Annotated in this window: 22 protein-coding genes; 10 read left to right on the forward strand and 12 right to left on the reverse strand. The window is 66.4% G+C overall.

The genetic code is table 11. The features are described from left to right. Window positions 1-31: 31 nt before the first annotated feature. Together treS and U0034_RS27155 are read right to left on the reverse strand one after the other, a co-directional pair. On the reverse strand, window positions 32-3,484 hold the full coding sequence (treS, locus tag U0034_RS27150; RefSeq protein WP_085227597.1) for a maltose alpha-D-glucosyltransferase: 3,453 nt from the start codon (window positions 3,482-3,484) through the stop codon (window positions 32-34). After that, window positions 3,474-6,944: a maltotransferase domain-containing protein gene (locus tag U0034_RS27155; RefSeq protein WP_085227596.1), complete on the reverse strand. Its 3,471-nt coding sequence runs from the start codon at window positions 6,942-6,944 to the stop codon at window positions 3,474-3,476. Before U0034_RS27155 ends, treS begins: the two co-directional genes overlap by 11 nt. A gap of 302 nt (window positions 6,945-7,246) precedes the next feature. Here U0034_RS27155 and U0034_RS27160 point away from each other — a divergent pair, with 302 nt between their 5' ends. The 5 genes from U0034_RS27160 (at window position 7,247) to U0034_RS27180 (ending at window position 12,409) form a co-directional block, all read left to right on the forward strand. Further along, entirely contained in the window at window positions 7,247-7,483 is a 237-nt protein-coding gene (locus U0034_RS27160; protein WP_102623037.1) for a hypothetical protein, read from the forward strand. A gap of 102 nt (window positions 7,484-7,585) precedes the next feature. Next, window positions 7,586-8,149 carry a sugar dehydrogenase complex small subunit gene (locus U0034_RS27165; protein WP_085227594.1) on the forward strand — a complete coding sequence of 188 codons (564 nt, stop codon included), beginning with the start codon at window positions 7,586-7,588 and terminating at the stop codon, window positions 8,147-8,149. Window positions 8,150-8,277: 128 nt separating this feature from the next. Further along, window positions 8,278-9,879, forward strand: a complete 1,602-nt coding sequence (locus U0034_RS27170) for a GMC family oxidoreductase (RefSeq protein WP_085227593.1) — start codon at window positions 8,278-8,280, stop codon at window positions 9,877-9,879. A 30-nt stretch (window positions 9,880-9,909) separates the two neighbouring features. Next, the gene (locus U0034_RS27175; RefSeq protein ID WP_350932901.1) at window positions 9,910-11,610 is read left to right on the forward strand and encodes a c-type cytochrome; all 1,701 of its coding nucleotides are present in this window, start codon (window positions 9,910-9,912) and stop codon (window positions 11,608-11,610) included. Between the two features lie 55 nt (window positions 11,611-11,665). Then, window positions 11,666-12,409 carry a metallophosphoesterase gene (locus U0034_RS27180; RefSeq protein ID WP_085227592.1) on the forward strand — a complete coding sequence of 248 codons (744 nt, stop codon included), beginning with the start codon at window positions 11,666-11,668 and terminating at the stop codon, window positions 12,407-12,409. 111 nt (window positions 12,410-12,520) lie between these two features. Here U0034_RS27180 and U0034_RS27185 read toward each other — a convergent pair whose 3' ends face one another. The 3 genes from U0034_RS27185 to U0034_RS27195 all read right to left on the reverse strand — a co-directional run bounded on the left by U0034_RS27185 (window position 12,521) and on the right by U0034_RS27195 (window position 14,670). After that, entirely contained in the window at window positions 12,521-13,222 is a 702-nt protein-coding gene (locus U0034_RS27185; RefSeq protein WP_085227701.1) for an RES family NAD+ phosphorylase, read from the reverse strand. Then, complete coding sequence (locus tag U0034_RS27190) at window positions 13,219-13,581, reverse strand: MbcA/ParS/Xre antitoxin family protein (protein WP_233211998.1); 363 nt, start codon at window positions 13,579-13,581, stop codon at window positions 13,219-13,221. Before U0034_RS27190 ends, U0034_RS27185 begins: the two co-directional genes overlap by 4 nt. A gap of 225 nt (window positions 13,582-13,806) precedes the next feature. Further along, complete coding sequence (locus tag U0034_RS27195) at window positions 13,807-14,670, reverse strand: LysR family transcriptional regulator (RefSeq protein ID WP_085227590.1); 864 nt, start codon at window positions 14,668-14,670, stop codon at window positions 13,807-13,809. A gap of 101 nt (window positions 14,671-14,771) precedes the next feature. Here U0034_RS27195 and U0034_RS27200 point away from each other — a divergent pair, with 101 nt between their 5' ends. The 3 genes from U0034_RS27200 (at window position 14,772) to U0034_RS27210 (ending at window position 17,951) form a co-directional block, all read left to right on the forward strand. Continuing rightward, entirely contained in the window at window positions 14,772-15,173 is a 402-nt protein-coding gene (locus U0034_RS27200; RefSeq protein WP_085227589.1) for a tautomerase family protein, read from the forward strand. Between the two features lie 294 nt (window positions 15,174-15,467). After that, window positions 15,468-16,961 carry a CHAD domain-containing protein gene (locus U0034_RS27205; RefSeq protein WP_158243547.1) on the forward strand — a complete coding sequence of 498 codons (1,494 nt, stop codon included), beginning with the start codon at window positions 15,468-15,470 and terminating at the stop codon, window positions 16,959-16,961. An 84-nt stretch (window positions 16,962-17,045) separates the two neighbouring features. Further along, window positions 17,046-17,951 carry a TOBE domain-containing protein gene (locus tag U0034_RS27210; RefSeq protein WP_085227587.1) on the forward strand — a complete coding sequence of 302 codons (906 nt, stop codon included), beginning with the start codon at window positions 17,046-17,048 and terminating at the stop codon, window positions 17,949-17,951. 104 nt (window positions 17,952-18,055) lie between these two features. Here the strand turns inward: U0034_RS27210 and U0034_RS27215 are convergent, their stop codons facing one another. From U0034_RS27215 to U0034_RS27230, 4 genes are all read right to left on the reverse strand, one after another. Continuing rightward, window positions 18,056-18,760 (reverse strand): ABC transporter ATP-binding protein, encoded by a 705-nt coding sequence (locus U0034_RS27215; protein ID WP_085227586.1) that lies wholly within the window; start codon window positions 18,758-18,760, stop codon window positions 18,056-18,058. A 1-nt stretch (window position 18,761) separates the two neighbouring features. Continuing rightward, window positions 18,762-19,436, reverse strand: a complete 675-nt coding sequence (gene modB / locus U0034_RS27220) for a molybdate ABC transporter permease subunit (protein WP_085227585.1) — start codon at window positions 19,434-19,436, stop codon at window positions 18,762-18,764. Window positions 19,437-19,482: 46 nt separating this feature from the next. Then, window positions 19,483-20,280, reverse strand: a complete 798-nt coding sequence (gene modA / locus U0034_RS27225) for a molybdate ABC transporter substrate-binding protein (protein WP_085227584.1) — start codon at window positions 20,278-20,280, stop codon at window positions 19,483-19,485. Between the two features lie 102 nt (window positions 20,281-20,382). After that, entirely contained in the window at window positions 20,383-21,078 is a 696-nt protein-coding gene (locus tag U0034_RS27230; RefSeq protein ID WP_085227583.1) for a phosphatase PAP2 family protein, read from the reverse strand. 234 nt (window positions 21,079-21,312) lie between these two features. Between U0034_RS27230 and U0034_RS27235 the strand changes: the two genes are divergently transcribed. Together U0034_RS27235 and U0034_RS27240 are read left to right on the forward strand one after the other, a co-directional pair. Then, the gene (locus U0034_RS27235; RefSeq protein ID WP_085227582.1) at window positions 21,313-22,449 is read left to right on the forward strand and encodes an extracellular catalytic domain type 1 short-chain-length polyhydroxyalkanoate depolymerase; all 1,137 of its coding nucleotides are present in this window, start codon (window positions 21,313-21,315) and stop codon (window positions 22,447-22,449) included. A 130-nt stretch (window positions 22,450-22,579) separates the two neighbouring features. Then, window positions 22,580-22,756: a DUF3563 family protein gene (locus U0034_RS27240; RefSeq protein ID WP_085227581.1), complete on the forward strand. Its 177-nt coding sequence runs from the start codon at window positions 22,580-22,582 to the stop codon at window positions 22,754-22,756. 11 nt (window positions 22,757-22,767) lie between these two features. Here U0034_RS27240 and U0034_RS27245 read toward each other — a convergent pair whose 3' ends face one another. From U0034_RS27245 to U0034_RS27255, 3 genes are all read right to left on the reverse strand, one after another. Beyond that, window positions 22,768-23,583, reverse strand: coding sequence for a BPSS1780 family membrane protein (locus U0034_RS27245; RefSeq protein WP_085227580.1), 816 nt, complete (start codon window positions 23,581-23,583; stop codon window positions 22,768-22,770). Further along, window positions 23,571-24,575, reverse strand: coding sequence for a homoserine kinase (locus U0034_RS27250; protein WP_085227579.1), 1,005 nt, complete (start codon window positions 24,573-24,575; stop codon window positions 23,571-23,573). Before U0034_RS27250 ends, U0034_RS27245 begins: the two co-directional genes overlap by 13 nt. A gap of 117 nt (window positions 24,576-24,692) precedes the next feature. Then, entirely contained in the window at window positions 24,693-25,106 is a 414-nt protein-coding gene (locus tag U0034_RS27255) for a hypothetical protein (protein WP_085227578.1), read from the reverse strand. Between the last annotated feature and the right edge of the window lie 99 nt (window positions 25,107-25,205).

The raw sequence follows: 25,205 nt of genomic DNA on the forward strand, positions 1-25,205 counted from the left end.
GGAGTGGCTTGGTCGTTCATTGGCCGCTACCTCATGGCGACGCGGGCGTGCCCTGCTCGCCGCCCTCGTCGCCGTTGTTGTCGCCTGAGGTGCCGTTTTCCGGCAGCTCGAACGGTTCGCCAAGCAGCCGGCTCGCGAGCAGCGCGAGTCCGCGCACGGGCAGCCCGAGCCACGAAGGCCGGTTGGCGGCCTCGTAACGGACCTCGTAGGCGGCTTTTTCGATGAGGAAGAGATCGAGCAGCGCAGCTTCGGCTTCCGGCGATACGAGCGGCTTCACGGCTTTGCTCACGGCCTCGCGGTATCCCCCCAGGAACGCTTCCTCCCCGCGCGTGCGGAAAAGCTCGAATAGTTGACGCTTGCGGTCTGCCGTCTGCGCCGGGGCGTTCTCGAGAACGGGCTGTGCGGCGGCGCTCGCATAGGAAAGCGAGCGCAGCAGGCCGGCCACATCCACGAGCGGGCTCCTTTTCAGCCGCCGCTCGTCGAGCGGGCGAGCAGGCTCGCCTTCGAAGTCGATCAGGAAGACATCGTTTTGCGCGATCAGTACCTGGCCCAGATGGAAGTCGCCATGCACGCGAATACGCAGTGCGTCGAGTTCGTGCGGTACCTGAGCATCGATCGCGGCGGCGAGCCGTTCGCGCTGCGCGACGAGCCGCTGCGTAAGCGCACGCGTGTCGGGGCTCAAATGCTCGCCGGCCTTGGCCAGTTCGCCGTCCAGCACGTGGAGCGCGCCGGCGAGCATGGACTGCACGCCATCGATCCAGCCGCGCACGTCGTCGGGGGTGGCGGGCTCGGGGGCGAAAGCGGGGTCGTCGGTCGGCGCGGCCAGGGCCGCGTGCAATTCGCCAAGGCGCCTGCCGATGATGGACGCAAGGCCGCAATAGCCCTCGATCTTCTCCTGATCGGGCTCCTCGGTTTCGGCGGCCAGCGCGAGTTCGTCGATCACGCGGCGCAGGTAGTCGAGCGCCCAGTTCCATGCGTCGCCCTGGTTCTCGATGAAGCCTTGCAGCAGCGCAAGCGTATGCGGCACGCCGGCTGGATCCACGCGCACGACCTCGCCGTAGAGCGGCGCTGTGTTCGCGTAGCCGACATCGGTCAGATACCGGCTCATCTCGGCTTCGGGATGAATGCCGCCGACCACGCGCCGCACGAGCTTGAGCACGGCACGGTCGCCCATCACGAGCGAGCTGTTGCTTTGCTCGGCCGCGATCCAGCGAATCTCCGGCGTGTCCCCGATCTCGTCGAGTTCGTTGAACCGGGCCGTTGGCACGAAGCGGATTTCGCTCTTTTGCACGGTCGGCACGCTGGCATGCTCGCGCATCTTGCGAAGCACGCCGTGGGCGAACTGCGGCAGCGAGAAAGCGTCGGTCAGATGTCCCACGTTGCGGCCGCGCCTCACGCGTGCGAGCGCCAGCTGCATGAAAAGCGGCACGGTGGTGTCGGTTCCCCAGGTAATCGCGAGCGGCAGCACGTAGCGCTCGGTATGCGCGCCCACGTCGGCTTCGATTTCCGTGAACGCGAAGCCCGCATCGGGGATCGTCGTCAGCGCGGCGAGGCGCACGGCTTTGAGCTTCTGATCCTTCGATGCGAACCAGCGACGCCGGCTCAGATACGAAGGCAGGACCTCCGATTCGAGCACCCGCACGTTCTCCGGCGTCGGACCCGTTTGCTCGGAGCGGATCACGAGCGTGACGAACTCGGGCAACTGCTGCGACCCGGGCTGGCTCCACGATGGGCGATCCTCGCTCTTGCAAAGCAGGAACCACAGGAAGCCATAAGGCGGAAACGTGAGCAGGTAGGTGAGCTGGCCGATCGCGGGGAAAATCGAATCGGCCGTCATCTCCACGGGTACTCGCCCGGCAAACTCGGAGAGATCGAGTTCGACCGCCTGCGGCGCGCGCGAGAGATTGGCCACGCAGAGAATCGGCGGGTGACCTTCGAGTTCTCGCAGATACGCAAGTATCTTGCGGTTGGACGGCTTGAGGAAGCGAATGCTGCCGCGGCCGAACGTATGCGTCGAACGGCGCGTGGCGAGCATGCGTCGCGTCCAGTTGAGCAGCGAGTGCGGGTCGCGCGTCTGCGCTTCCACGTTGACGGCATCGAAGCCGTAGAGCGATCCCATGACGGGCGGCAAGACGAGCTGCTCCGGGTCGGCACGCGAGAAGCCGCCGTTGCGGTCCGAGGACCACTGCATCGGCGTGCGCACGCCGTCGCGGTCACCGAGGTGGATGTTGTCGCCCATGCCGAGTTCATCGCCGTAGTAGATGACGGGCGTGCCCGGCATCGAAAGCAGCAGCGAGTTGATGAGTTCGATGCGCCGCCGGTCGCGCTCCATCAGCGGCGCGAGGCGCCGCCGGATACCGAGATTCAGCCGCGCCCGGCGGTCGCTTGCATAGGTGTTCCAGAGATAATCGCGCTCGGAGTCGGTCACCATCTCGAGCGTGAGCTCATCATGATTGCGCAGGAAAATGGCCCACTGGCAGCTCGGTGGCAGTTCCGGCGTCTGGCGCATGATGTCGGTGATCGGAAAGCGGTCCTCACTTGCGATCGCCATATAGATGCGCGGCATCAGGGGGAAGTGGAACGCCATGTGGCATTCGTCTTCGTTGCCGAAATATTCCTGCACGTCTTCGGGCCACTGGTTCGCCTCGGCCAGCAGCATCCGGTTCGGATACTCGGCGTCGATGGTGGCGCGGATGCGCTTGAGGACCGCGTGCGTTTCGGGCAGGTTCTCGTTGTTCGTGCCTTCGCGCTCGACGAGGTAGGGCACGGCGTCGAGCCGCAGCCCGTCGATGCCCATGTCGAGCCAGAAACGCATCACCTGCAGCACCTCGCGCGTGACCGAGGGGTTGTCGAAGTTCAGATCGGGCTGATGCGAATAGAAGCGGTGCCAGTAGTACGCGCCCGCAACCGGGTCGTGAGTCCAGTTCGACGGTTCGGTATCGATGAAAATGATGCGCGTGCCCTCGTACTTCTTGTCGGTATCGGACCACACGTAGTAATTGCGATGATTCGAGCCCGGCTTTGCGCGGCGCGCGCGCTGAAACCAGGGATGCTGATCGGACGTGTGATTGATGACGAGCTCGGTCACCACGCGCATGCCGCGTGCGTGCGCACCCTGGATGAAGCGGCGCACGTCGGCGAGCGTGCCGTAGTCGGGGTGCACGCCGCGATAGTCGGCGATGTCGTAGCCGTCGTCGCGGCGCGGCGACGGATAGAACGGCAGCAGCCAGATCGTGTCGACGCCGAGTTCCGCAATGTAGTCGAGCTTCGCAATGAGGCCGGGAAAGTCGCCGACGCCGTCGTTGTTCGCATCGAAGAACGACTTGACGTGTACCTGATAGATGATGGCGTCCTTGTACCAGAGCGGGTCGTCCGCGAGCGGCGAGCGTTTGGCCCGCCGCCCGGTGCGCGCGTGCATCCGCTCGGTGTCGCCGGTGTTGGCGCCGTGGGCGACCGGGTCGATATGTTGATCTTCACGCTTCATGATGCGTCTCCGAGGCTGCGTGCCCATGCGGCGCGAGCTGTGCGCGCATGTCGCGCGGCAGCCCGGCGGCCGGCGCAATGCGCCAGATCGCGAACGGTTGCGTGTCCGGGTCGATATGTACGTGCTGCCGTCGCCCTCGCCATTCGAAGCGCGCGCCGTTCATGAGGTCGGTCACCGCGAGCGCGTCCCAGTCGTTCATGTGCCAATGCGCGAACGTATGCCACGGCAGTTCGATATCGGCCGCTTGCGGCGAAAACGGATCGAGACTGATCGCGACGAGCACGACGTTGTCGCGCGCGGGCGTTGCCTTTTCGAAAAAGAGAATCCGGTCGTTGTGCGCGGGCAGGAACGTGAGCCCGAGATGCGTCTGCAGTGCGCGATTCGCGCGTCGAATCCGATTGAGTGCCGTCACGATGCCCACGATGTTGCCGGGCCGGTGCCAGTCCCATGCGCGGAGCTGGTACTTCTCGGAATCGAGGTACTCCTCGCTGTTGGGCAGTGCCTTGGCCTCGCAGAGCTCGAAGCCGCTATAGACGCCCCACAGGCCCGAGAGTGTCGCCGCGAGCGCAGCGCGGATCATGAACCCGGCGCGCCCCGACGCCTGCAGATGGCGCGGATTGATGTCGGGCGTATTGACGAAGAAGTGCGGGCGGAAGAAGTCGCGCACGTTCGTCTGCGTGAGCTCGGACAGGTACTCGGTGAAATCGCGCTTCGTCTCGCGCCACGTGAAGTAGGTGTAGGACTGCGAGAAGCCGATCTTCGCGAGCCGATACATGAGCCTGGGCCGCGTAAACGCCTCCGACAGAAAGATGACGTCGGGCCGCTCCGCGCGAATGTCTGCGATCATCCATTCCCAGAACGGCAGCGGTTTCGTGTGCGGGTTGTCGACACGGAAGATGCGCACGCCGGCATCGATCCAGAAACGTATGACATCGCGCAGCGCGAGCCACAGCGAGGGCTTCGCATCGTGCGCGTAGAACTCGGGGTTGACGATGTCCTGATACTTCTTCGGCGGATTCTCCGCATAGCGTAGCGTGCCGTCGGGCCGCCATGCGAACCAGGCGGCGTGCTCGGTGAGCCACGGGTGATCGGGCGAGCATTGAATCGCGAAATCGAGCGCGATCTCGAGGCCGTGCGCGTGCGCGGCCGCGAGCATGCGCTTGAAATCCTCGAGCGTGCCAAGTTCCGGGTGGACAGCGGTATGGCCGCCTGCTTGGCCGCCGATCGCGTAGGGGCTGCCCACATCGCCGGGCTGCGCGTTGAGCGTGTTGTTGCGGCCTTTGCGGTTCGCCTTGCCGATCGGATGGATCGGCGGGAAATAAAGCACGTCGAAGCCCATGTCGCGGATGCGCGGCAATTGCGCGATCACGTCGTCGAATGTGCCGTGACGCGATTCGTCGCCGCTCATCGAGCGCGGAAAGATCTCGTACCAGCTCGAGAATCGCGCAGCGAGGCGCTCCGCGTCGATTCGATAAGTGATCGGGTCGCGCGAGAGGAACGGCCTGTGCCGTGCGAGCGCGACGATCGATTCGGTCTCGCGCGCGAGCACGAGTTCCTGGCGCGCGTCGCGGCTCGCGCGCGAGAACCGCTGCGCGATGTCCTTGAGTTCGTTCACGGCGGCGCGCTGCGTTTCGTGCGCCCGGTGCTCGTGCTGAAGCGGCTGTTGCGTCCCCGTGGCGTCGGCCGTCTCGGCTTCGGCCAGCACGCGCGCGAGCAGATGGCGCGCTTCTTCCAGTTCGAGATCGACGGATTGCCCGGCGTTGAGCTTCTTGCGGATGTGATCGACGAGCGAGGCGAAATCGTCGCGCCAGGCGATGACGGTGAATTCGTGACGGCCCACACGCGTGAGTGCGATGCGTGCGCGCCAGAGATCCATCCCGGCCGGCTCGGCCGGTGTCATCGGCGTTTCGCGCCACGCGACTTCATCGGCCGCGCGCCAGATCACGGCGGCCGCAATCTTGTCGTGGCCTTCGCCGAAGATCGCCGCACTGATCTCGACCTCCTCGCCCACGACGCGCTTGACGGCGAAGCGGCCCGCATCGACGCACGGCGATACGCTTTCGATCGCGATACGCGGTGCGGCGAGTGCCTCCGTGACGGCAGTCGTGGCGGCGCGCTTGGAGCCGTGCCGCATCGTCACGCCGGGGCAGGCGCGCGCGCGCAACGCGCGTGCTTCGCCGGGCGCGAGCGTGAAGGGTTCGAGCGGCTCGGGCGTGGTCGTGCAGGCTTCGGTCAGTGGCTTGAAGGCCGTGAAGCTGCCGGGCACGCCATCGAGGAAATGCGCGGGATCGACGAATGCGGGCGTGTTCAGGTCCGCATTGGCGAGCAGCAGCAAGGCTTCGCTCGAATCGCGCAGGTCGGGACGCTCGCCGCGCAGCATGACGGCCACATGCGCACCCGGCGCGGAGAGCGCGCGCAACTCGCCGGTAGTCGCGAGCAGCGGCGTTTGCCGATGCAGCGCATTCGCTGCGGCGACCGTGGCGGACAGGTCGAAACGCCGGTTTTCGCACGCTCGCCGATACTGCTCGGCGTTGCCGGACCGGTACGAAAGCGGCTCGCCGATACCGTACTCGAAGCCCATGGGCATGAGCCATCCGGTGCCGAGCGCTACGGCCGCGTCGAGCGCGCGGCGATAGGCGCGCTCGACGATTGCCGCATCGCTCGCGGCCGTGTAGTCCGAGGCGAGGCGCGGCCCGTACGGCGACTCTGGGAAGGCGATCGGAGCGCCCACCTGCACGAGCGCCGCGTGCTCGTCCACGAGCCAGTCTTCGCGGAAGTCCCACCAGCGTACAGACGAAAAAACGCTGTCGAACTGCGCCCCGGCGAGCCGTACGAGTTCGCCGCGGGCGATGCCCGGCGTTGCGGCCAGAAAGCGCGCGTCGCGTTGGCGCTTGCGAACGGCAGCGCCGAGCTCGCGCCAGACGTCGATCGGAACGTGATGCGGCGAGTCGAAGCGGAACCCGGCCACGCCGGCATCGGCGAGCGCAACGAGACGCTCGCACCACCAGGCGCCGAGCCCCGCGGCGGCGCCGGGGTTGGAGAAGTCCGCGTAGGCGCAATGGTCCTCGCGCCGCGCGTGGCGCGGATCGAGCTGTGCCTCGTCGGGCTCGAATGGCCGGAACCACTCGCGATGCTCCTGAAAGAGCGCGCTATCGGCCGCAACGCGGTCGAGCACGATGTCGACCAGCACGGCGAGCCCCTGTGTGCGGGCTTCATCCGCGAGCCGGCGCAAGGCGTCGTCGGCTGTGCCCTCGGCCTGCAGGGCGGGATGCAGCCGCGCATGATCGGCAACGAGTTGAATGTGGCCGGCGTCCCCCGGTGCGAACGGCGAGCCGATCAGAACGTGATCGAACCCGAGCGCGGCTGCCCGTTCGAAATGCGCGGGCCACGCGTGGAGCGGCCCGGTCAGGAGGGGGTGAATGAAGTAGATCCGCGGCGCATACGTTTGACGTCGTTCCATCGGTCGATTCCCTGGTCGTCCGGCGGTGGGGATGCGCGCGGCTCGCACGCGATCGCCCCGCCAAAGAGAGCGGCGCTTGAAAGCGTCGAGGCGCGGATCGGCGGGTGTCGGTCCAGAGCCGCGGGCGGCTTCGCGAGCGCGAGTGCAGAAGAAGCACGTTGTGTGCCGCGGCGCGTGAACGGAGCAGGCGGGGGCGGGCGCGCGGGCGCGGCATCGTCGGCGAGAACAAGTATGCGCGCCCGGTACGCGCAGCGTGAGCCATTTGTGCGGCGTCGCCGGCCCGGGCGACCCGAGCTGTAGATATGACGGCCTTCGACCACGCGTTTTTACATCGTCGTGTCGATTTGGCCGTGTGCACCGGCTCGTTCTCGTTGCTGCCGCGCGAAGCAGGCAGGCCCGCGCGTCGAGCTTTGCAGAAGGCTTACGGTGGAGTGCGACTGGTCATGCATGCGCGGGAACGCGCTCCGCAGGCGATTGTCGAACCGCGCCGACGCAGCTATATTTCGTCGCAGTGGGCGCCGCCCGCGCATCTCGCATAATGAAAGACCGCCGGCTGGAGGGCGGCGTCAAGACCGCATTCGGGGGCGACCTCAAATGCCGGCGCAGGCCGGCAGGGTCAAGAACATGACCTTGGAGCCCACATGACAGATGCTCGAGAAAGCCGGCGCGACCACGCTGGGCCGGCTTTCGCCCGCAGACGATTCATGCTCGGCGCATGCGCGTCGACGATGGCGGCCTCCATTGCCGCCTCGCTTGGCCTGCCGCTTGGCAGCTTTGCCGCCGCCGCGGGCTACATGCCGCCAGCCGGCGGCGGATTCGACGCGTTCGTCGCGTTGTCGCAACACCTCACCGGGCGTCCGAGCGTCGAGCCCGTGCTCGGCCGGCGCATATATGACGCGCTCGTGAAGGCCGACAGCTCCTTCGCCGATAACGTGGCCGCGCTCAACACATGGCTCAAGGCGCACGGCGGCGTGCCGAGCGATACGGTCACTGCCGCGCTCGAGGCAGAAGACGCGCGTCTCTCGAGGGCGGTCGGCCAGATCATGCGTGCTTGGTACCTGGGCCTTGTGGGCGAAGCGCCGACCGTCAAGGTGCTCGCGTACGAGCATGCGCTGATGTTCGATCCGGTGAAGGACGTGCTGACGATTCCGTCGTATTGCCGCGATGTGCCGTTTTACTGGGCGCGCAAGCCGTTGAGCGGATAACGGCATGACCGCCGGCTCAGGCGACGCCAACGACGTATCCCGTGGCGCGTCGGCGAGACGATATCCCGCCGGCATGCGGCCCCGAGACAACCCGCGAACGATGGATCTGGCGCAGCACTTTTTTTCACATGGCTAACAACCCTTCTGCCGACGTCGTCATAGTCGGCTCCGGCGTGGCGGGCAGTCTCGTCGCGCATCAGCTCGCGCTGGCGGGCGCCTCGGTGATCGTGCTGGAGGCCGGCCCGCGCCTCGCGCGCTGGCAGATCGTCGAAAACTTTCGGAATTCGCCGGCCAAGGCGGATTTCGCAACGCCTTATCCGTCGATGCCGTACGCGCCGCATCCGCAATACTCGCCGCCGAACGACTATCTGGTTCAGAAGGGCGACTACCCTTACGAGTCGCAGTATCTGCGGCTCGTTGGCGGGACCACCTGGCACTGGGCGGCGGCGGCCTGGCGCCTGCTGCCGTCGGACTTCAAGCTGAAGACGCAGTACGGCGTCGGCCGCGACTGGCCGTTTCCTTACGAAACACTGGAGCCTTGGTATTACGCGGCCGAGGTCCAGCTCGGCGTCTCCGGCCCGGCCCTTACGGTCGATCTCGGCTCGCCGCGCACGAAGCCCTATCCGATGCCGCAACTGCCGTTGTCCTATCTCGACGCGCGTTTCAGCGAGGTCCTCAACGGCAACGGCTTCACGGTGGTTCCCGAGCCCGTGGCCCGCAACAGCCAGCCCTACGATGCGCGCCCGACCTGTTGCGGCAACAACAACTGCATGCCGATCTGCCCGATCGCGGCCATGTACAACGGTATCGTGCATGCCGAAAAAGCTGAGCGCGCCGGTGCTCAAATCGTGCCGCAGGCCATCGTCTATCGGATAGAGGCGGACGACAAGGGGCTCATTTCGGCCGTGCACTACAAGGACCCGTCCGGCGGCACCACGCGTGTGACGGGGAAGTTCTTCGTGCTGGCGGCCAACGGCATCGAAACGCCGAAGCTGATGCTGATGTCGGCCTCGGAGAAGTTTCCGCGCGGCATCGGCAACGGGTCGGATCAGGTCGGCCGCAACCTCATGGATCACCCGGGCACGGGCGTGAGCTTCGTGGCGAACGAGGCGCTGTGGCCGGGGCGCGGGCCGATGGAAATGACCTCGGTCGTCAATTTCCGCGACGGCGCGTTTCGCGCCGATTACGCAGCGAAGAAACTGCATTTGTCGAATGGCGTGCCGACGATGGCGGTCACGGCCGCGCTGCTCAAGAAGGGTTTGACGGGCGCGGAGCTCGACCGGCAGATCCGCGACCGCGCCTCGCGCACGCTGACGATCAACAGTTTTCACGAGATCCTGCCGCAGCCGAAAAACCGCATCGTGCCGTCGGCCGATCGCAGGGATGCGCTCGGCATCCCTCAACCTGAGATCTATTACTCGATCGACGATTACGTGCAACGCAGCGCGGCGCACACGCACGAGATGTATTCGCAGATCGCGGCGCTTTTCAGCGGCACGGAAGTTACGTTCGACGACCGCTTCGCGCCGAACAACCACATCATGGGCACGACGATCATGGGCAACGAGCCGGCCGATTCGGTCGTCGATGCGGACTGCCGCACGCACGATCACCCGAACCTCTTTCTCGCGACGAGCGGCGTGATGCCGTCGGCGGCTTCCGTAAATTGCACGCTGACGATTGCAGCGCTGGCCTTGCGGCTTGCGGACAAGCTCAAGCGCGAGCTTTGACGTGGATTCGATTCGATGAGAAGAATGCCGATGAGCGATCCGCAGGCTCGAACCGCACGGTCACCCAGGCGCGGCCGCGCCGAGCCTTCCTCGCGCCGCCGGCCGGTGCGCATGGCGAGCGTGGCCGCCGCGTTTTCGCTGTTCGCGTTGTATCTCGCATGGCATGCCGCGACGCAGGATACGGCGATGGCCGACGAGGTGCCGCTCGCGAGCGCCCAGGCACAGGCGTCGAAAGGCGCTTTCGCGCCGGCCTCGGCCGTCTCGGGTGCCGTGAGGCGCGTCGGCCAGCCCGCGCCGCACCCTGCGTCCGATCAGACGGGGGCGCCCATATCCAGTGGCGCGCTCGCTGGCTCGGGTGCAGGCATATCGACGCCTGCGGCAGCGTCGGGCGAGCTCCCGGTGCCGGCATCGCCTTCCGCTTCCAGCGCCACTTTCGGTTCGGCGGCGGCTTCGGCAGCGGAGGTGCCGGCGCCGTCGGCCGGTCCGGACGAGCCGGGCGAGGCGGCGGCAGGCACGATGCTCGTGCAAAGCGAGGCGAACAGCACCGATCTCGTGAAGCGCGGCGCGTATCTGGCGCGCGCGGGAGATTGCATCGCGTGCCATACCGCCGACAAAAGCCAGCCTTTCGCGGGCGGGCTACCGATCGGGACGCCGTTTGGCATTATCTACACGCCGAACATCACACCGGATCCCGACACGGGCATCGGCCGCTGGACGGACGCGGACTTTATCCGCGCGATGCACGAAGGCGTGGGCAAGGGCGGCGAGCATCTCTACCCGGCGTTTCCTTATACGGAGTACACCCGTGTAGCGGAACGGGACTTGCTTGCCGTACGCGCGTATCTGAATACGCTCGCTCCGATCCATTACACGCCACCGCGCAACGAACTCAGGTTTCCGTTCAATCAGCGTTGGCTGCTGTTTTTCTGGAAGCTATTCAACTTCGAGGAGGGGCGCTTCGTGCCGGACCCGAAGCGCAGTCCGCAATGGAATCGCGGCGCTTATCTCGTGCAGGGGCTCGCGCATTGCGGCGAATGCCATACGCCGCGCAACCTCATGCAGGGCCTGAAGACGACGAGCCAATTTTCGGGCGGCGAGCAGGCGGGCTGGCGCGCGTTCAATATCACGCCCGACAAGGCAGGCGGAATCGGCGGATGGAGCGACGACGATCTGGTGCACTATCTGGCCACGGGCGTCGCGGCGGGCCGGGCGAACGCCGCGGGGCCGATGGCAGATGTCGTTGCGAACAGTACGCAGTTCCTCAACGCTGAGGACCTGCGTTCGATCAATGTGTATCTGCGCTCGCTGCCCCCGGTTTCGGGTGGGCAGACGCACCCGCGCGATGCCTGGGGCAAGCCGGCCGACGACGTGCTGCGCCTGCGCGGCGCGACGGTAAAAGGTATCGACGGCGCGCAGCTTTTCGTGGCGAACTGCGCGAGTTGCCATGGCTGGACCGGACAGGGCGCGGGTGGCACCGCGCCGCTCGCCTATCCGTCGCTGATTCGCAATAGCGCGGTGGGCGCGCCCGACGCGGGCAATCTCGCGATGGTCGTACTGCATGGCGTCGCGAGACGAACGAAGGACGCCGACGTGATGATGCCGGCTTTCGGCAACGAACTGGACGACGAGCAGATCGCCGCGATCGTCAACTATGTTACGCAGCGTTTCGGCAATCCGCACGCGACTCTGACGGCGGCCGATATTGCCAAACTCCGAACGCGGCCGCAGTAAGGCCGCCCTCCAATGACGTTCGTCCCGTGGGCGGACACGGGACTATGATCGCGGTATGGAAACCAGGCCTGGATATTTCCCCGTCGTTTGCCGGCATGAACCGAACGTTGCCGGGCGCGACTTCGTCGTCGGCGATCTGCACGGCTGTGTGGATGCGCTGCGCTACCTGCTGCGCGAAATCGAATTCGACGGCGAGCTCGACCGGCTTTTCTCGGTCGGAGACCTCGTCGATCGCGGCAGCCAGTCGGAGGAGGCGCTGACGCTGCTCGACAAGCCCTGGTTCTATCCGGTGCTGGGCAATCACGAAGAGGCGCTGTGCCTTGTCGTCGAAGGCGGCATGAGGCGCAATTGGTGGTATGGAATCGGCGGCGAGTGGGCCGAGGGCGTGCCCGACGACGTACTGCGCGAATATGCGCGGCGACTCCGAACGCTGCCGCTCGTGCGCGTGGTGGGCACCGGCATGCGCCGTTTCAACGTACTGCATGCGGAGTTTTTCGGCAGTGACGCCGAACTGGACGCGGGCGCGTTCAACGAGCGCGTGCGTCAGCAACTGCTCTGGGGGCGCGAGTTGGCGCTTGGCAGTGCCGACCCGGCTCGGCAAACGGGGCTTTCGGTCACCTATTGCGGCCACACGCCGATGCGCGACATGGGGCGCATCGGCTCTCAGATCTTCATCGACACCGGCGCATTTGCCGCCACCGGCAAGCTCACCATCACGGAAGCGCTGACGCCGAAGACGTGGTCGGTATCCGTTCATACCGCGCTTGCGGAGGGTGCGGCGCAAATGTCGTTGCCGTAGTGCGGCTGGCGCCGTTCGTCGTGGCGGCAAGGCTTTTTCCGATGCATCTCGACGGTGGCTGGCGCCCGCTCTCGGTCGTACTCGGAGAACGCGTGGCCGTGCGCTAGCGGCTCAGCCCACCTGATTCAGCTCGAAGACGCTGTCGATCGCGTTGCCGTTCCAGTTGTATTCCAGATACGCCGCATGATGGCAGTCGCGCAAAATGGTCGTTTTCAGCGCGGCGAGACATTCGCCGCCCGCGTCGCGCACCGATGGGTAGGCGATGCCGGATGCGCCCGCGTCGCGTACCTCGCGGCCGAGAGCGCGTCCGGCCGTATAGTCGCTCGGCGACAGCACGGCCGGATCGAGGGACGGCTCGCCGCGCAGATCGACCACCTGCCCGCGCGCGATAACCGAGTACAGGCGCATCTGCTGGCGCATGGGGGGCTCTTGCGTTGCCGCGAGAAAGTTTGCCGCGTGATAGCGTGTTTCCGCGATGGCCGTTCGCGCTTCGCGGGCGCAGTAGAACACGCCGTAGCTGCCGTCCGAAAAGCGGCTGCCGAGCGGATTGAGGTGGGTGAAGGCCGCCATGATGGGCCCGTAGCCCGGGCCGAAGCGCCGCTCCTCCGCAGGCACGAGATCGAGTTCGCCCACCTCGGTGCGCAGGCGGTCGTTGGTCATGGCTTCCAGTGCGTACAGCGCCTCGAAGTCTTCGGGGGACGCCACGCGATCGAACAGGTTGACGGCCGGAAAGCGTGTCGGGATGACGCGATAGGCGGGGGACCAATCGAGCGCCGTGGTGCGCCAGCGCAGTAGCCGGTTTTCAGCGATCACGCCCACCCGCCCCGCATTGCGTCGAGATACTGCCGCACCGCGACGAGATCGCTGACGTTGCCGGCCAGCATGCGGTCGAGAGCGCGGGCGCCGCCGAACGGCGGGGCACTGTTGCGCCGCTTGATCCAGGTATCCGCGGTGGCCGGGGTGGGCAGCAGGATCTGCAGCGCCTTGTAGATGCCGAGCAGCAGCGAAAGCCGCTCGAGCGTGTCGCGCGAGAGCCGTGCGGATTCAGGTGCGGTTTTCCATTTGAAGAACGTCGAGCGGCCGGGCGAACCGAGCAGCACGATCTGCTCGTCGGCGGACAACTCCCAATCGCGTGCGATGTTGAAGAATGCGCGCAGGCCTGCTGCCGACATATCGGCGACCGACGGCGTCGCGCCGGACGGTCTCGGGAGGTGCGCGGCGGAAGCGGCGCGATGGGTGGCGGCGGCCATGATGATTGAGTCTCTAAGTGGTCTACGGTTGAATCGTAGTCTATTTATGGATTAATGCAAGCGTTGCCGGGCGTTCTCTGTGCTATCCGCAGCGCACGGAGCGGATGGGCGGGTGCCAGGGCTGGGGCTCCGGCTCGAACCACCCGTTCAGCGACGAGCGAGTGTCTCCGTGAGCATTCGCAGGGCCGAGCGCGCATGCGGCTCTCGAACGCGCGAATGCAGGACGATTTGCGCGTCGGGCAGTGCCGGCAGGCCGGCCTGCGCATCGAGCTCGACGACGCCGGGAGGCGCAATGCGTTTCGCCAGCGCGCAGATGGCGAGCCCGGCCGCCACGGCCGCGCCGACGGCCGCGATCCCGCCTCCAACGAACGCCTCACGCCAGGAGAAGCCCGCCCGTTCGAGCGCCCTGATAGCCACGGCCCGCACGGCGCAAGTCCCGGCCATCGTTGCGAGCGGCACCGCTTCGCCGGGGATGAGCCGGAACGTAGGGGCGGCGAGCCAGGCGAGCGGCTCGGCGAAAAGAAGTTCGGCGTCGCTGCGCGCCGACCAGCGCGATGCTTCGTCGAGTTCGTAACGTACGATGCAGGCGTCGAACTGCCGGTCTTCATACTGCGCGAGCAATGCCGCTGACAACCCGAGGTGCATTTCGACGACGAGCCGCGGATCGTGGCGATGCAGCGCAGCCACGATCCGGTGCAGATCGGCGCCGGCGACATGCTCGCTCAGACCGATCTTGAGCCGGCGCCGCTCGATGCCTATCGACGTGACGGCTCGCGTGTGGGCATCGAGCAACTCGCGCGCCGATTCGAGGAACGCCGCGCCGGCCTGCGAGAGCCGAACGGAACGCGGCGTGCGCTCGAGCAGCGATTGGCCGAGCTGCGCTTCGAGCCGCCTGAGCTTGAGGCTGACGGCCGACTGGGTAGTCCCGAGCGTTTGGGCGGCTCGCGTGAAGCTGCTGAGGTCGGCCACCTGGACAAAAGCGCGCACGGCGTCGAGGTCGAGTAATTCCATTTTGGTTGGAAATGACTGATATCGTCGTTGATGAGTTTTCATTATCACTCGCGCGCCGTAAGCTGTCTTCACCCATCCAGGATGAAGACCAGGAACTCGCCATGCCGCTTACCCGTATTGCCCTGCGCGCCGGAAAATCGTTCGACTATCGGCTCGCCATCGTCGGCAGCGTCCAGCAGGCGCTCGTCGAAACCTTCAACGTTCCAGAGGATGATCAGTTCGTGTTGCTGTCGGAGCACGAGCCGGACACGATCTTGTATAACCGGCGCTACCTGGGAATCGAACGTGGCGACGATTTCGTCGTCATCCAACTGACCGTGAGCAATACGCGCTCGACTGCGCAAAAACAGGCGCTCTTCAGGCGCATCGCTGAACTGCTGCACGAGCGTTGCGGTCTGCGCATGGAGGACGTCTTCATCAACCTGGTCGAAGTGCTGCCGGAGAACTGGTCGTTCGGTAATGGAGAGGCGCAATACGTCGAGCCGCGCCGCGCCGTGCGATAAATGGCCGGATTCATACGGAACAGGGGGAGCAATAAGTGGCGCAATGCACCGAGCGACCACGGGTCGCCGGCTGTACAGCGCCCGAACGTATAAGATCGATGGTGCCCTGCCCCTTCATCGCAATCTTTAGCGGCCACGACCTTGCGCACCGTCGAGCTTGTTCTGGAAATCGAGCCGAAATCCTGCTCGGAATGGCTTCGCGCGCGTAGCGAACGCGCGCGCGGCGCGAAGCATCGCCCGGGGAGCGAACCGATTGGTGAGGCGGTTGCGGCAGTGCTGGGCCGTATGCCCGGTATGGCGAAGGTTGCCGCGCGCGAGGACGTGACGATGCGCGTCGTTGGCGGCACCGGTGCGCAAGCGGATATCCGGCTCCTGCTCGACGAGACGACGGACGCGCGGCGCCTGTCGTTATCGCGCGCCATGTCGATCGTGCCGGGCCTGACATTGCGCGACACGATTCGCACCGAGCTGATCGAGCCCCGGGCGGCCATCGACGATGCCGGTACCCTGCCCGAAGCGTTTCGTGAAGTGGCTGGGCTTGACTGCGCCGCCGCCCGAGCGGCGCCGTTGCTCGCCAATCGCACCGCGTTTCGCTGCCGCATTCCGGCGAGCGGGCCGCCGGTGGAAGTCGTCTTGCTCTCGGCGCCGTCCATTCGCGTGACGCCGCCGCGTGCGCCCGGCTCAGGGGCGACGGAAAGCCGGCGGCGGGCCTCGCAGGCGTTTTGCGAACTTCATCTGTTGGCGGAGTGCGGCGAAGGCGCGAAAGAGTCGCCCATCGGTGCGTCCGTGCAGGCGGCGGGTGCGGCCGTGTTGGCCGTGGCGGACTCGATCGTGGCACGGCTGCCGGCATTCGTCGCAACCGGTGATGCCTACGCACGTGCACTCGGTGCGGCTGTAGGCAGCGAGCCGGTGCGCGCGACGCGTGTGGATCTCGCCGGTGCGCGCACGCCGCACGATGCGCTCGTGGCGATCGGTTGCAACGTTGCGTCCCATTGGTTCGGCAACGAACGTGGCGCCCGCGAGCAGACGGCGCCCGAGTCCGTGCATCAGATGCGTGTGGCGTTGAGGCGGGCCAGGACGCTCGTGCGGCTTTTTCCGCGCTGGCGGGACGAAGCCTGGCATACGCGTGTCGAACCCGGCATCAAATGGCTTGGCGGCCTGCTTGGCGCGGCGCGGGACCTGGATGTATTCGTCGATTCCACACTGCCGGCGCTGGCCGCCGCGGACGGCGACGCCTCTCGCTGGGCTCCGGTGCAGGCGAAGGCCGATGCCCGGCGGCAGGAGGCGCACGCGCAGCTTCAAGAGGCACTGCGCTCGCGCCGGCACGCGGAGCTTTCGCTCGCGTGGCTCGAATGGCTGATGGCGCAGCGGTTCTCCGACGGGCCGCCGAAGCACGCGCGGCGGTCGCTCGCGTCATACGCGGGAAAGCGCGTGAAGCGCTATTACACGCGGCTCACAGCGCCCCCCGCGCTGACGTCGCTCGACGCGGCTGGGCGGCACCGCCGACGGATCGCGGCGAAACGGCTGCGCTATGCGCTCGAATTCTTTCAGGCTCTTACGGCATCGCGCACGCGGGGAAAGGTCACGCAGCGGCTCAGCCTGATCCAGGAGACGCTGGGCGAGGGCAGTGATGCCGCAACCGCGTTGCGTTTCATCGAAGCGCTCGATGTGACGCCGTATCAGCAGGGCTTCGCAAGAGGATGGTGCGAAGCCGTCAATCGTGGCACGGCGCGCGTTGCCGAGCGCCTGCTCGGCAAGCTGCGTCGTCCGGTGTTGCGCGACCGATGAGCTGGTCCGGGCTGGCCTCCCTCGCTGCGTGCGACAACGCGCGCTGCCTATAATGACCGGCCCGTGATTCTTGCCCGCCTTGCCATGACTGACCGATCCTTACCCCCGCACCATGCCGTGGCGCGCCCTGCAACCGAGGCGAGCGCGTCACCGGGCGGCGACACGCTCGCGCTCGGCGGAGCCCTGTGGCTGCGCTCGGGCGGCGAGACGCTGGCGGGCGCGGCACGCATCGCACTATTGGCGGCGATCCACGAAACCGGATCGATCACGGGCGCGGCGAAGGCCGTTGGCCTCAGCTACAAGGCGGCCTGGGATGCCGTCGATGCGATGAACAATCTCGCGGGCGAGGCGCTCGTCGTCCGTGCGACGGGCGGAAAGGGCGGCGGCGGCACCACACTGACGGCGCGCGCACTTCGCCTGATCGACACCTTCCGTGCGATTGAGCGCGAGCATAGGCAATTCATCGAGCGCGCCAGTGGTGCGATCGAGGGATTTTCGGGCGACTGGGCCCTGATCGGGAGAATTGGAATGAAAACGAGTGCACGTAATCAACTCTACGGGAAGATCGCCGAAATACGAACCGGCGCGGTCAATGACGAAATCGTCCTGACGCTGCCCGGCGGCCAGCAACTGATTGCCATCGTCACCCACGAAAGCACGCAAACGCTGGGACTTGCCGTCGGCGGCGACGTTGTGGCGCTCGTCAAGGCGTCGTGGATCGTGCTGGCCGTCGAAGACGATCACGACGACAAGCCCGGACTGCGCCTTTCCGCGCGCAATCAGTTGTCGGGCAAAGTGACGGAAGTGACGCCGGGCGCGGTCAATGCCGAGGTGTCCATCGAGCTCGATGGAGCGGCCGGCACGTCGGGCAAGACGGTGTTGACGGCGATCGTGACGAACGGAAGCGTCGAGACGCTCGGGTTGGCGCGCGGCAAGCCCGCCATCGCGGCATTCAAGGCATCGAGCGTGATTCTGGGGACGACGGCGTGAGCCCCGCAGCTCGAGCCTCGAGCGCAGATCCCCGAGCGCCACGCCTTCGCGATGCCTGAGCGGCGTGCCGAGGCGGGCAGGCGCCGAGGCGGGTGGGCGCGGCCTCAGGCATGCCGCCGAGCAAGCGTGGGCACCGGCGCCGCGGTGGCTTCCACGCGCCCGTCGATGATGCGCACCACCTGATCGCCGAACGCGGCCACGTCGGCGGCGTCGTGCGTAATCAGCACCATCGGGATATCGAGCCGCGTTTGCAGCGCGGAGAGTTCGTGCCGCATGCGCTCGCGCATGCCCGCATCGAGCGCGGCGAACGGCTCGTCGAGCAGCAGCATCTTCGGCTTGGCCACGAGCGCGCGCGCAAGCGCGACGCGTTGCCGTTGGCCGCCCGACAGCTGCGCCGGGTAATTGCCGGCCACCTCGGCGAGTTCGAATGCGTCGATCCAGTAGTCGACTTCCGCATGCTGTTCTTTCGAGCGGGGGTTGAACCAGCCCCGGCGCAGCGCGAACCCGATGTTCTGCCGGACATTCAGATGCGGAAACAGCGCATAGTCCTGGAAAAGATAGGCGGCGCCGCGCGCGCGCGCGGGCACGTCGATGCTGCGCGCCGCGTCGAACAGTACTTCGCCGGCCAATGAAATGGTGCCGTCGTCGGGCGGCAGCAGCCCCGCGATGGCCTGCAACGTCAGCGTCTTGCCGGCACCCGATGGGCCGAACAGCACGACGCGGCGGCATGTCGTCGAAAAGGAGACGTCGAGCGTGAAGCGTCGCTCGCGCGTGACGAGCGTCTTGCGGATGTCGACTGCGAGCGTCATATCAGCGCGAGGTCAGAAGCGAATGCTGAGGAACGAGCCGGCCCGCGACGAGCAACACGACGATGCAAACCACCGATGTCACGAGTACGAGCACGTTCGCAGTGGTGTCGTCGCCGGCCTGCACGGCCGAGTAGACGGCGACCGAGAGCGTTTGAGTCTGGCCCGGCAGATTGCCGGCGATCATCAATGTGGCGCCGAACTCGCCGAGCGCGCGCGCAAAAGCGAGCAGCCCGCCCGCGAGGATGCCGCGCGCTGCCAGTGGCAGCGTGATCCGAAAGAAAAGTGCTGTTTCGCCCATGCCGAGCGTGCGGGCTGCTTGCTCGAACTGTGGCTCCACGGCTTCGAACGCCGCGCGTGCCGATTTCAGAACGAGCGGAAAGGCGACGATCATCGCGGCGAGCACCGCTCCTTGCCAGGTGAACACGAGCCGGATGCCGAGCGACTCCAGCCAGCTTCCGAACACGCCGCGCCGCCCGAGCAGCACGAGCAGATAGTAGCCGAGCACGGTTGGCGGCATCACGAGCGGGAGCGTCAGCAGTGAATCGACGATGTCGCGTGCCGCGCTGCGCCAGCGGGCGAGCGCAAGCCCGGCTGCCACGCCGAGCACGATGTCGAGCGCGGTTGCCCATCCGGCAACCTTGAGCGACAGCAGAAGCGGAGTCCAGGCTTGTTCCATCATCGATGCAATCCGCGACGCGTACAGAGCGCGTCCATGCGCGGCCTCATTTCGGGCTGGGCGATTTGAAACCGTACTTCGCGAGCATGGCCTGACCTTCCGGCGACAGCACGTAATCCTCGAATGCTCGCGCCTGTGCCTCACGGGTACCGGATTTGACGAGTGCGATCGGGTAGGTGACTGGCGTACGCGTCGGCAGCGTGGCCGCTACCTTGACGCGGCCCTTGGCGATGGCGGCATCGGTGCCGAACACGAAGCCGGCTTCCACTTCGCCGCGCGACACGTAATCGAGGCATTGCCGGACGTTGGTGGCCAGCACGGACTTCGCCTTCACGGCGTCCCAAACGTCCTTGCCGTTGGCTTCGAGCGCCTGTTGCGCGTAGCGGCCGGCCGGCACCGAGGCGGGATCGGCAAGCGCGATGCGCTTGACTTCCGGCGTTGCGATCAAATCGCGCGGGCTGCCCAACGAGAGCCGGCTGTCCGCCGGCACGATCATGACGAGCGAATTCGCAGCGAAGTCCTTGCGCGTGGACGGATCGACGACACCGGCCTGAGCTGCCTTGTCCATGGCCGTTTCGTCGGCCGATGCGAAGACGTCGGCCGGCGCGCCGTTGACGATCTGCTGCATGAGCACATCGGACGCGCCGAAGTTCAGCACGACTTTCGTGCCCGGGTGCTGCCGCTCGAAGCCGGCTGCGACATCCTTGAACGCGTTGGTCAGGCTTGCCGCGGCCGAGACCACGAGCTCGTCGGCCCGCGCCGAGGTGACGGCCAGGAGGGACACGGCTGCGACAGCGAATGCCCGGCGAAGCAGGCCCCTGGGGGGGCGACAGAAAATGGACATGATGGATGGGGTCGGAGGATTAAACGTGCCCGTAATATACATCAGGTTATAACGCTTCGCGCGCTCGCGGACGAAATGCCGCCGCCCTTCGGCGGCGAGCGTTCAGGCGAGGCGCGAGGGAAGCGAGGCGTCGTGCGGGGTTGCCGCTGCGGGCGGGCGCCGCGGCGGCTGGATGCCGGCTTTCCAGCGGGCGCGGATGAACGGGCGGTCGCGCCCGGATAGATGCAGGGCCACGTGGGTGATCCAGCGCTGGGTCGGCACGCGCACATCGTGCAGCGCGACCGCCAGCATGAGCAGGCTCACGGCCACCGGCACGACCGAGAGCTTGCCCGGACGGGCGCCCCAGGCAATCCAGATAAAGAAAATGGCGGCAAGCGCGCCCACGGCGCACCCGGCGACGGCTTCGGACGGCGAGTGCGCATCGAGTACGACGCGCGAGAGCCCGACCGCCATGCCTGCCGCGAGGCCGACCACTACGCCCGCAATGCGCAGCGGTGGGCGGACGGACAGCAGAGTCAGAAAGAAGCCGACCGGATAGACCGCTGTGGACAGCATCGCGTGCCCGCTCACGCCCGTGAAATCCCAGGCGCGCACGCCGACGCCCCAGCCCAGGAACGCGATTTTCGTGAGCGCGACAATGCCGACCGCTCCTGCGAGGATGCCGAGCCATGCCAAGGCGAGCCGCCACGTATAGCCGAGCGCGAGCCACAGTGCGATCGTTACGGCGAGCGGCAGCGTGAGGCCCGCGCCGCCCAGGCGCGTGATCGAATACCAGAGGTGAAGTGGCAGGTCGTACATGAATGGCGGCAATGCGGGAACGAGCGCGGCTCGATGTTACCGTTAGAACGCGCCAGCCTTCCGTCCGGAAGACAAAAAATACGTGCGCGAACCCACAGTATAGCCAGAGCGGGCCGGTCGAGCCTGTTACGAACAGAACCCTGGGCGAAAAGCGGTACTATGGGCGGTACTATGGTGCAGTGCGTCATGATCCTGTATCGGCGACGCGCGCCCCCTGCCACTCCGGGAGCACTGATGACCAAAAGTCTCACTAAAATCTGGCTTCGTGGTTTCAAGCGGCTGATGTCGGCGGTGCCGGCCATGCAAGAAGAATATTTGCGCACCGCAGCGAAGAACGAGCGGCGGCGCCGCCGTGAAAGCGCGGCGGGTGCCGCGCGCCGCGCCCGCCGCGATGCGGCGGACTCCCGCGTGCGCCCCCGGCCGGCTGCGTGGGCGAAGGGGCGTTGGATCCGCTCCTACCATTCGGCGCCGCCCTTGCCGGGGCGGCTCGTCAATCACCTCTCTTACGCGCTGTACATTCCGCCGGCAAAGGCGACGCTGCATATGCCGCTCGTCGTCATGTTGCACGGCTGCAAGCAGACCATCGACGAATTTGCGGCCGGCACGCGGATGAATCTGCTCGCCGACGCGCAAGGTTTCGCGGTCGTCTATCCGGAGCAATCGCGTCATGCCCATGCGCACCGTTGCTGGCACTGGTACGACGACCGCGACACGGCGGGGCGCGGCGAGGCGCGGGCGGTCGTCTCGCTCGTCGACGCGCTTGTCGAGGAGTACGGTTTCGACGCGCAACGCGTGTACGTAGCCGGCCTTTCCGCCGGCGCGGGGCTGGCCTCGCTGCTGGCGTTGCATTGGCCGGATCGGTTCGCGGCGGTTGCGCTGCACTCGGGGCCGGCGCTTGGCGACGCGCATTCGGGCATGACGGCCATGGACACGATGCGCCGCGGCGCGCGACGCGATCCGGTGTCGCTCGTCGATGCCGCCGTGAACGTCGCGGGCTACCCCGGTATGCCCGCGATCATTGTCCACGGCGACGCCGACCGGGTCGTCTCCGCGCAGAATGCCGATCAACTGGCCGCGCAGTACCGCCGCCTGAACGGTCTGCTCGATGCCGAGGGCGAACCGATCGCCGGCACGGTGAGCGAGACGCGCCAGTCGGGCGCGGTTATTCGAGATTACGGGCTGAATGCCCGCCGGCTGGTGCGAGTGGCGCGCGTGGCGGACCTCGGGCATGCATGGGCGGGCGGCGATGAAGCGATTCCGTTCCACTCGCGCAAAGGGCCCGACGCGAGCGCGCTCATTTGGGACTTTTTCCGGACACATCGTCGCCGGCGCGACGCTACGGCCGCTGCCCGGGCGGTGGCGGGCAGGTGAAAACCGCTCCTGGTTGGATTGAGGAATGACGCGTAAACGCCACACCCGACAAAAACGCTGGCAGTGCCGTAGGGTTTTCCCTATAATCGGGTATGTCCTTAGGGGTTAACCCTAGCAAGAGAGGTTCATCATGTTTCTGCTCAGCCGTTTGTTCCTGTTCCTGACGAAATCCGCCGACGAGCGCAAGCAAGAAAGCGACGACGCTTATCTGGCTGAAGCCACCGATCTTTACGATCTTGAATTCCGTATGCGCAAGCTGGACCGCGACGCGGCCCTCGCTTCGAACGCCTGGCTCAGCAGCCGCTGAGTGCTGGCTGGTCAGCGCGGCGCGGTATCGGCAGTATCGTTCGCCGGTGAGTCGTTGGGCCCTTGCTGGCCGAAGCAGCCGCGATAAGTGGCATAGATCGAGCAGTAGAGCATCGTAGTCAACGTGATCGTGGCCGGAAACATGGCGGCCACCGCATAGGCGGCGGCACCGAGCGCGCTCATCAGCATCAGGATGGCCGTGGACGTGGCGACGAGCGTTGCCAGCCAGAGTGCGGCATAGACGATGAATGCGCCGCGGTTGCGCCAGCAACTGACCACGCTGAAGAACAGCGCCTTCACGGGCGGCACGTCGTGCCATGCCGTCAGCACCGGGGCGAACCAGAACAGCATCGCCACCGGCACGTACGCCGCGAGCGAGACGAGCATCGCCAGCGGCACCGTTTCATCGTCGAGCTTGGCCGCCGAGGGGCTCGCGGTTCCCATCATCAATCCGAAGAACGTCCCACCATCCACGAGCGCCGAGGCAGCCAGCACGAGCGCCATCGCCACGGCGTAGATCGCCCCGAGTTCGATCAGGCGGCGTGCGGTCACCGCGCCGTAAGACCGGAAACCATCCAGCAGTACGATCGGAAAGACCGGCTTGCCGGCCACTGCGTCGCGGCAGGCAGCCATGAAGCCAACCGTTACCCCCGGAATCAGGATCGGCGGCAGCACTCCGCCTATGAGCGGGACGTGCGCAATGAGCCACATCAAAAACAGGTAGGTGACAAAAAGCGTCAGGAACGCGACGGGGCTTCGGCGAAAAAGCCAGATGCCTTGTCTGAACCAGACGTAGCCTGTCTTGGCCCGAACTTCTATGAGTTGCATATCGTGAACGAGTGGGCGCCGGGTTGCGCGGCGCCGGCGAGGCGCTCGCGCAAAATGCGCTCGAAATGGGACGGATCGTGCGGCTGCAGCATCGCCGCCGCGCGTGGCAGGTGGAAGTCATAAAGCCGCGAGACCCAGAAGCGGTAAGCTCCGGCGCGGAGCATGTCGCCCCAGTGCCGGTCTTCGGCAGGCGTGAGCGGGCGAACGGTCTGGTAAGCGCGCAGCAGCGCTTGCGCGCGCGGCGCGTCGAGCTTGCCCGTGGGAAGATCGACGCACCAGTCGTTGACCGTCACGGCCAGATCGAAGAGCCACTTGTCGCAGCCTGCGAAATAGAAATCGAAAAAGCCGCCGAGCCTTACGCGATGGTCGGCGCCGGGCAGTGCCGGCGCGAACAGCACGTTGTCGCGGAACAGATCGCAGTGGCAAGGTCCGCCCGGCAGTTCGGCGTAATCGGTCGATTCGAAAAATGCGCTCTGATGGGCCAGTTCTGCGAGGAGGAGTTCGCGCTGCGGCTCCGAGACGAACGGAACGATGGCGGGCACCGTCTCCTGCCACCACGCAAGGCTGCGCAGGTTAGGCTGGTAGGGAGCGAAGTCGCGGCCTGCCAAGTGCATCCGTGCCAGCATCTGGCCGACTTCCGCGCAGTGCTCGACACCAGGGGTAAGTTCCGCCGCACCCTCGAGCTTGGTGACGATCGTTGCCGGCTTGCCGTGCAGGATGCCGAAGAGCGCGCCGTCGTCGCGCGGCACGGGGTCCGGCACCGGCACGCTGTGCGAGGCGAGGTGCCGCATCAGATCGAGGTAGAACGGCAGTTGCGCGGCCGTCAGCTTTTCGAAAACCGTGAGAACGTATTCGCCGCGCGTGGTCGTCAGAAAGAAATTGCTGTTTTCGATGCCGGAGCTGATGCCGCGAAAATCGATGACCTCGCCAAGGGCGTAGTGATCCATCCACTGTGCGAGGTCGGTTTCGGTGACGACGGTAAATACGGCCATGCGAGAAGCTTGGAGTCGGATGATGAAGGCGAGAGCCGGCGCGACGCACGATGCCTTGCTCGCGGCGGCCCCGGCCTGGAGAAACGCGCTGCCTGACTGGCGGCGCCCTTGCGCGGGTCAGTAACGCAGGTTGATCGACGGCAGCCGCGTGCTGGCCTGACCGTTGTCGCGCACTTTCGGCGCGGTATCGGGCGATGCGCTCATCTGATAGTGGGTGCCGAAGTTCGAGCGAACGTCGATTTCCACGGGCTTGCCCTTGTCGCGGTACTCGGTGATGACCGTGCCGGTCCGGCTCTTTTCGTAATAGCTCGGCGTGCGCGGCACGTTGATGTCCACTTTCGACGAGACTTCCGCTGCCGGACGATTGATGGCTTCGAGGTCAGGCAGGCCCGCGGCCTCGTTCGCGGCGTGGCGCTGGGCACGCTGCTGCGCGTCGTCGGCAGGCTGCGCCGCCATGGCTGCGTTGCTCACGGCGAGTATCGCGGCGACAGCAGCGGCGACAGCAGCGGCGGCGGGAAGATGCGGCTTCATGATTGTTCTCCGAGGGAATCTCCCGATTCTAGCAAATGCCACCGGTATGACGGCGGCGGCCCGCATCTTTTGCGAGTGCCGCCGCACCCGTCGGCGCCG

It is taken from the genome of Trinickia caryophylli, assembly GCF_034424545.1.
Taxonomy (GTDB): domain Bacteria; phylum Pseudomonadota; class Gammaproteobacteria; order Burkholderiales; family Burkholderiaceae; genus Trinickia; species Trinickia caryophylli.

Coding starts and splice junctions, on each gene's coding strand:
- treS (WP_085227597.1), bottom strand. CDS start 3,484: ATGAAGCGTGAAGATCAACATATCGACCCGGTCGCCCACGGCGCCAAC.
- U0034_RS27155 (WP_085227596.1), bottom strand. CDS start 6,944: ATGGAACGACGTCAAACGTATGCGCCGCGGATCTACTTCATTCACCCC.
- U0034_RS27160 (WP_102623037.1), top strand. CDS start 7,247: ATGACGGCCTTCGACCACGCGTTTTTACATCGTCGTGTCGATTTGGCC.
- U0034_RS27165 (WP_085227594.1), top strand. CDS start 7,586: ATGACAGATGCTCGAGAAAGCCGGCGCGACCACGCTGGGCCGGCTTTC.
- U0034_RS27170 (WP_085227593.1), top strand. CDS start 8,278: ATGGCTAACAACCCTTCTGCCGACGTCGTCATAGTCGGCTCCGGCGTG.
- U0034_RS27175 (WP_350932901.1), top strand. CDS start 9,910: ATGAGCGATCCGCAGGCTCGAACCGCACGGTCACCCAGGCGCGGCCGC.
- U0034_RS27180 (WP_085227592.1), top strand. CDS start 11,666: ATGGAAACCAGGCCTGGATATTTCCCCGTCGTTTGCCGGCATGAACCG.
- U0034_RS27190 (WP_233211998.1), bottom strand. CDS start 13,581: ATGTCGGCAGCAGGCCTGCGCGCATTCTTCAACATCGCACGCGATTGG.
- U0034_RS27195 (WP_085227590.1), bottom strand. CDS start 14,670: ATGGAATTACTCGACCTCGACGCCGTGCGCGCTTTTGTCCAGGTGGCC.
- U0034_RS27200 (WP_085227589.1), top strand. CDS start 14,772: ATGCCGCTTACCCGTATTGCCCTGCGCGCCGGAAAATCGTTCGACTAT.
- U0034_RS27205 (WP_158243547.1), top strand. CDS start 15,468: ATGGCGAAGGTTGCCGCGCGCGAGGACGTGACGATGCGCGTCGTTGGC.
- U0034_RS27210 (WP_085227587.1), top strand. CDS start 17,046: ATGACTGACCGATCCTTACCCCCGCACCATGCCGTGGCGCGCCCTGCA.
- U0034_RS27215 (WP_085227586.1), bottom strand. CDS start 18,760: ATGACGCTCGCAGTCGACATCCGCAAGACGCTCGTCACGCGCGAGCGA.
- modB (WP_085227585.1), bottom strand. CDS start 19,436: ATGGAACAAGCCTGGACTCCGCTTCTGCTGTCGCTCAAGGTTGCCGGA.
- modA (WP_085227584.1), bottom strand. CDS start 20,280: ATGTCCATTTTCTGTCGCCCCCCCAGGGGCCTGCTTCGCCGGGCATTC.
- U0034_RS27230 (WP_085227583.1), bottom strand. CDS start 21,078: ATGTACGACCTGCCACTTCACCTCTGGTATTCGATCACGCGCCTGGGC.
- U0034_RS27235 (WP_085227582.1), top strand. CDS start 21,313: ATGACCAAAAGTCTCACTAAAATCTGGCTTCGTGGTTTCAAGCGGCTG.
- U0034_RS27240 (WP_085227581.1), top strand. CDS start 22,580: ATGTTTCTGCTCAGCCGTTTGTTCCTGTTCCTGACGAAATCCGCCGAC.
- U0034_RS27245 (WP_085227580.1), bottom strand. CDS start 23,583: ATGCAACTCATAGAAGTTCGGGCCAAGACAGGCTACGTCTGGTTCAGA.
- U0034_RS27250 (WP_085227579.1), bottom strand. CDS start 24,575: ATGGCCGTATTTACCGTCGTCACCGAAACCGACCTCGCACAGTGGATG.
- U0034_RS27255 (WP_085227578.1), bottom strand. CDS start 25,106: ATGAAGCCGCATCTTCCCGCCGCCGCTGCTGTCGCCGCTGCTGTCGCC.